The sequence below is a fragment of the Methylobacterium sp. J-076 genome, assembly GCF_022829405.1.
Lineage (GTDB): Bacteria > Pseudomonadota > Alphaproteobacteria > Rhizobiales > Beijerinckiaceae > Methylobacterium.
In genome coordinates this window covers 44,620-50,707 of record NZ_JAKSXW010000137.1, presented here as the reverse complement: position 1 = coordinate 50,707, position 6,088 = coordinate 44,620, and the positions used below count along the sequence as shown (strand labels likewise).

At 71.2% G+C, this 6,088-nt stretch carries 5 protein-coding genes; 2 read left to right on the top strand and 3 right to left on the bottom strand.

Annotated elements, in window-relative coordinates; genetic code table 11:
- Positions 1 to 338: 338 nt before the first annotated feature.
- Complete coding sequence (locus MKK53_RS18255; protein ID WP_243930128.1) at positions 339 to 860, bottom strand: DUF2244 domain-containing protein; 522 nt, start codon at positions 858 to 860, stop codon at positions 339 to 341.
- Positions 861 to 880: 20 nt separating this feature from the next.
- Between MKK53_RS18255 and nth the strand changes: the two genes are divergently transcribed.
- Both nth and purC read left to right on the top strand, forming a co-directional pair.
- A complete protein-coding gene (gene nth, locus MKK53_RS18250) occupies positions 881 to 1,615 on the top strand; it encodes an endonuclease III (RefSeq protein ID WP_243930127.1) in 735 nt (244 codons plus the stop codon).
- Positions 1,616 to 1,814: 199 nt separating this feature from the next.
- A complete protein-coding gene (purC, locus tag MKK53_RS18245) occupies positions 1,815 to 2,609 on the top strand; it encodes a phosphoribosylaminoimidazolesuccinocarboxamide synthase (RefSeq protein ID WP_238205833.1) in 795 nt (264 codons plus the stop codon).
- A 5-nt stretch (positions 2,610 to 2,614) separates the two neighbouring features.
- Here purC and MKK53_RS18240 read toward each other — a convergent pair whose 3' ends face one another.
- Positions 2,615 to 4,186 (bottom strand): glycosyltransferase family 2 protein, encoded by a 1,572-nt coding sequence (locus tag MKK53_RS18240; RefSeq protein WP_243930126.1) that lies wholly within the window; start codon positions 4,184 to 4,186, stop codon positions 2,615 to 2,617.
- Positions 4,183 to 6,012: a glycosyltransferase family 2 protein gene (locus MKK53_RS18235; protein ID WP_243930133.1), complete on the bottom strand. Its 1,830-nt coding sequence runs from the start codon at positions 6,010 to 6,012 to the stop codon at positions 4,183 to 4,185. Before MKK53_RS18235 ends, MKK53_RS18240 begins: the two co-directional genes overlap by 4 nt.
- Between the last annotated feature and the right edge of the window lie 76 nt (positions 6,013 to 6,088).

The window sequence follows — 6,088 nt, the reverse complement described above, 5'->3', positions numbered from 1 at the left end:
CGTCCGCGTCTCCCTTCCTCAATATCACAATGTCAAAGAGCCGGAGCCACCCGCCCGAGGCGAAGACCCCACGCCCACCGAAGGTCACGAACCGACCCATCCCAGGCTTAAACCACCGCCAGGCACGTCCCGCTCGATTGTTCGGTAAGGACGCCCGCCTCAGCGCTACATCCGCAGCACCAGGAGACAGACAATTCAGCGTCCGGTTCGCTTCCGCGGCCGGCGCCGATGAACAGGGGTATACGGATCGTCCCGGGCCGCGTCAACGGCTTTTTCCGGGGTCCGTCGATTTTTCTGCCAGACCCCCGTGACGGCCGCGTGACGCGTCCCCTGGGCCTTCAGCGGCCCTTCTTGATGTCGGCCAGGGCCCGGCTCAGCCCGTCGGCGATCCGGGCGCGCTCCTCCGGCCCGGCATCCCGGGCCACCACCACCTCCTGGCGGCGGGACACCAGCGCGAGACGGAGCAGACCGAACTCGTCGTCATCGACGGAGACGAGCTTCGTCCAGAGGGGGTTGAACCGCCATTCCCGCCGCTCGCCCCGGTGGCTCACCCGGGCGAGGAGGATCTCGATCTGCGAGATCATCACCTCCTCGAAGGAGGATCCCCGGCGGAAGCTCGTCTTGAGGGCGATGTAGATGCCTAGCATGTCGAGGCCGAAGAACCCGGCGATCGGCCAGAAGCCCATCCGCCACGCCCAGACCGAGACCGCCACGGAGACGCAGCACAGGCCGCCCATCACCGCGCGGAAGCCCAGCCGGCTCAGCGACTGATGCGGCCGTATGGTCGCCGTGAAGACCGGCCGGTCGAATGAATCCGGATCGAGCCCGTCCGGGTGGACTGAAGGATTGCCGCTCGCCATCCCCCCGATATAACGCGCCGATGCCCGCGAAAAAGACGTCCGCCCCCGCAGCGAGCGGACGGCTCGCCTCCCGACCGCCGGACGCGGCTCTCGACGGGCCCGCATTCCCGGCGCCGGAGCCCGTCGGCGGGGCGGCGGTGGAGGAGATCTTCCGGCGCTTCAGGGCCGCCAACCCGGCACCGGTCAGCGACCTGCGCTACACGAACGCCTACACGCTGCTCGTGGCCGTGGTGCTCTCGGCCCAGGCGACCGACCGGGGCGTCAACCTCGCGACCGCCCCCCTCTTCGAGATCGCCGACACGCCCGAGAAGATGCTGGCGCTCGGGGAGGAGCGGGTGCGCCACTTCATCCGCACCATCGGCCTGTTCAACACCAAGGCGAAGAACGTCATCGCCCTCTCGCGCATCCTCATCGAGACGCATGGCGGCCAAGTGCCAGCGAGCCTGGAGGCCCTGCAGGTTCTCCCCGGCGTCGGGGCGAAGACCGCGAGCGTCGTCCTCAACGTGGCCTTCGGTGTCCCGCGCATCGCCGTGGACACGCACATCTTCCGGGTCTCCAACCGGATCCCCCTCGCGGTGGCCTCCACCACCGACAAGGTCCAGGCGAAGCTGGAAGCCCTCGTCCCCGCGCCGTACCTCCTGCACGCCCACCACTGGCTGATCCTGCACGGGCGTTACATCTGCAAGGCGCGCAAGCCCGAATGCCCGTCCTGCCCGATCCGCGACCTCTGCCGCTATCCCGCCAAGACGGCCTGACCCAGCGGGAGCGCTGGGCGCACACCGGCCCCGCCCCGGCGCGCGGGGGCTAACGCGTTGTGCTGCCAGCCCGCTTCGGGTAGTTTGCCCCGTGGCCGCCGGGCCCATCGCGAGGGGCCGTCCGGTCTCCAGACCGAGCGCCCGGTCGCCGCGCCGCGGATCCCGCTTCACTCGTCGCGCTACGCAGGAGCCCCGGCCCATGGACTTCCTCAAACCACGGTACACGCCCATGAACCGCCGCCGTCGCATCTACGAGGGCAAGGCGAAGGTCCTCTACGAGGGGCCGGAGCCGGGCACCCTCATCCAGCACTTCAAGGATGACGCGACCGCGTTCAACGCCAAGAAGCACGAGGTCATCGACGGCAAGGGCGTGCTGAACAACCGGATCTCGGAATTCGTCTTCCAGAACCTCAACGACATCGGCGTGCCCACGCATTTCATCCGCCGGCTGAACATGCGCGAGCAGCTGATCCGGGAAGTCGAGATCATTCCCCTCGAGGTCGTGGTGCGCAACGTCGCGGCGGGCTCGCTGGCAACGCGGCTCGGGCTCGAGGAAGGCACGCAGCTGCCGCGCTCGATCATCGAGTTCTATTACAAGAACGACCAGCTCAACGACCCGATGGTGTCGGAAGAGCACATCACCGCGTTCGGCTGGGCGACCCCCCAGGAGATCGACGACATCATGGCGCTGGCGATCCGCGTCAACGACTTCCTGTCGGGCCTGTTCCTGGGCGTCGGCATCCGGCTGGTGGACTTCAAGATGGAGACCGGCCGGCTCTGGGAGGGCGACATGATGCGCATCGTCGTCGCCGACGAGATCTCCCCGGATTCCTGCCGCCTGTGGGACATCAAGTCCTCCGACAAGCTCGACAAGGACCGCTTCCGCAAGGATCTCGGCGGCCTGATCGAGGCCTATACCGAGGTCGCCAAACGCCTCGGCATCATGGCCGAGAACGAGAAGGTCCAGATGGGCGGCCCGCGCCTCGTCCAGTAAGGGCGTCAGGCGGGCCGGCGCACGGGGCCGGCCCGCGGGAAATTCCGCGCCAGCCGGGCGTGGGTGGAGAGATCGGGTGCGAAGCCCGGGTGATAATGGGGGTCCTGCACCAGCAGCGGCCCCCATCTCTTTGTCAGGGCCGCGACCTCGCGCCCGTGGCGGGCGCGGGCCTCGTCCGTCCAGCGGCGGCTCGCGGCCTCCCGGTGGTGGAGCACGGCCTCCGGTGCGAGGAGCGTGCGGAACCCGGCCGCATTCAGGCGCAGGCACAGGTCGACGTCGTTAAAGTCGACCGCGAACGCCTCGGCATCGAAACCGCCGACCGCGCGGAACTTGTCCGCCTCCACCATCAGGCAGGCGGCGGTGACGGCGGAGACCCGGTGGGCGGTGCGGAGCGTCGAGAGATAGCCCGGCGCATCGCCGGGGAAGTGCCGGTGCCCATGGGTCACGAGGCCCCCCGTTCCGAGCACGATCCCGCCATGCTGGATCCGGCCGGCCCCGTCGAGGAGCTTGGCGCCCACCGCGCCGATCTCCGGCCGGAGGGCGTGCCGGGCCATGGCCACCAGCCAGTCCGGCCGGAACGCCTCGACGTCGTTGTTCATGAAGACCAGCAGCCGGCCCCGGGCCTGGGCGGCGGCGATATTGTTCATCGCCGCGAAGTTGAAGGCCCCCGGACAGGGCACCACGACCCCCCTCCCCTCCCCCGCGAAGGCCTGCAGGAAGGCGATGGTGTCCGGTTCGCGGCTTTCGTTGTCGCAGATCAGGATCTCCAAGGCCGGCCATGCGGTGCGCGCCCGCAGGGACGCGAGGCAGGGACGGAGGAGGTCGAGCCGGTCGCGAGTCGGCACGATGACGCTGACGAGGGGCGTTCCGTCGAGGGGGTGGGTGACGCGGATCACCCCCCCCGTGTCGAGCATCGCGGTGGCGGCTTCGCGGCCTGTCCTGTCGAGATGGGCGCGCACGGCGGCGAGGCGCGCGGCCGTGGGCGTCCCCGCGGGCCGGCGGACAGAGAGAAGACCGGGCAGATGTCCGATGGCGCCGGCCCCGTGGCGCTCGGCGATGCGCAGGGCGGCATCGACCGCGATGCCCGGCGGGGACTCCGGCAGAGCCCCCGGGCGCAGGGCGACGGGACCGAGGTAGTCGACCGCCATCAGCAGGTCGGGATCGAAGGCCGGCGGAAGGACCGGATAGGCGGGGCCGCCGTCCCGGTGCTGGACCAGGCCGTCGCCGTAGATCGCCTGGAGCGTGGGATCGTCGGCGAAGGCGCGGGCGATCCGCTCGGCACCGCCGGGGAGGAGCTTCCCCTCGCCGATGAGGACGAAGGGATGCGCCGCGGGTGTCGCGTCGTCGGCCGGCCGCGCCATCACCGATGCCGGCAGGGCGATGCGGTGGTCGATCCCGATCAGCGCCGCGAGCCGCTGGCGGGCGCGCAACCGCTTTCCCATGATCCAGGCCCACAGCACGTCGAAGGCCGCCCGGGGCTGGCGGCGCAGCACCGCGACGACGGCGGAACGCGACCGAGGCGCCCCGCAGGGTTCGCCGAGGTAGGCCCCGCTTCCGGTCGGATCCCGGCGGCTCATTCCAGGTCCTCCCCGAACGTCGTGAGCGACAGGGCCGGATGATAGAACGGATCGTGCCGGATCACCTGCAGCCAGCGCTCCGTGAAACGGGCGGCCTCCCGCTCGAACCGCTCGCGCTTGGCGCCCACCGAGGGGCCGCGGCTGAAGGATTCGAAGTGGTAGAGTTCGGCCGCCGGCGTCCAGATGCATTTCCACCCCGCCGCTCCCAGGCGGAGGCAGAAATCGACGTCGTTGAAATCCACCGGGAAGGCCTCGGCGTCGAACCCGCCGACCGCGCGGTACTTGTCGCGGGTGACGGCGAGGCAGGCGGCGGTGACCGCCGACACTTCATGCGCGACGCGCAGCCGTCCGAGATGGCCCGGAGTATCCGCGGGGCGCCGACGCAGGATGTGGCCCGCCCTCCCCGCAAGGCCCACGACGACGCCCGCATGCTGCAGCGTGCCGTCGCCGAAGAGGAGCTTCGCCCCCACCGCTCCGACCTCAGGGCGCAGGGCCTGCCGGACCATCTCGCCGAGCCAGCCCGCCCCGCGCACCCCGATGTCGTTGTTGAGGAGCACGACCACCCGCCCCGTCGCGGCCTCGACGCCGGCATTGACCATGGCGGAGAAATTGAACGGGTGCGGAAAAGGCACGATCCGCACCCGGGGATCGCGACCGAGTTCCTCGTAGAAGGCGAGCACGGCCGGATCGATGGAGCCGTTGTCGACCACGATCAGCTCCAACGAGGGGTAATCGGTGGCATCGAGCACCCCGCGGCAGGCGGGGGCGATGAGGTCGAGCCTGTCGCGGGAGGGGATGATCACGCTCGCCAGCGGCGGGGGCTCCGGCAGGGGCCAGAGCCGATCCGGCGGCACCCCGCGCAAGGGGATACCCGTGGCGAGGAGGCGGCGCGCCCGGTCGTCGTCCGAGGGCAGGTCTGCGATCCGCCCGAGGGGTCGCGGACAGTGGACGGCCCGCCGGCAGGCGAGCGCGGCGGCGATGCCGAGGCTGATCGCGGCGTCCGCCACGGGCCCGAGGGGGCGGTCGGACATCCGCGCGATCAACCCCCGCGACAGCAGTGCCACCCGGCCGACATAGCCGTTCGCCACGGCGAGGTCGGCGCTCCAGTCCGGCTTCAGGCGCGGCGCATCGTCGGGCCCGATCTCGTCGCCGTAAGCCAGGTCCGCCCCGCCGAGGCTGGCCGCGAGCAGCGCCAGGGCGTCGGGCGCGAGTTCGTCCCCCGCATGCAGGAGGCACAGGGCGTCGGCCCCCTCGAGGAGATCCGCCGGCCGGAGCACGGGGTCCCACGCGGCCCCCGTACCGCCGTCGGCCGGGTCCCGGAAGGTCGCGGTAACGGCCGGCGCAAAGGATTGATTCGCGAGGGACGCCAACGTGCGCGAAAGCCCCCTCCCCTGCCCCGGCCGCGCCAGGACGATGCAGCGGATCGCGAGGTCTGGCACCGGACCGGTGAATGGGGTGCTCCGCGGGGAGGCCCACCGGGCGAACTGACGCTGCCGGGTGACGGCCACGCCGCCCCTCAACGTGTCGCGGACCCGCCGCGCCTGCCCCGTCACCCGCGCATGCAGGGCGGCGAGGGCGTTCCCGGGACGGTGCCATGCGCATTCGAGAACGATGCTCGCCTCGCTGCGGCGGCCGACCCGTTCGAGGATCGTGCCGGGGACGGTCGAGAGCAGGATCTCCGTGGCATCGTCGGGAATCAGGCCGATCCAGTGGGCGCGGCCCAGTGCCGGGCCCGGAAGAACCGCCACCTGAACCTCCCCCCCGGACCGGACGATCCGCAGGACGGGACGGCCCGGCGCCGCGAGGGCGTCGGCCGAGAAGCTCATGACGACCCACCCGCCGGGCCGACCCGGAAGGATCAGCCGGGAGGCGAAGACCGGATCGCCGCTCGGTTCGAGGCGG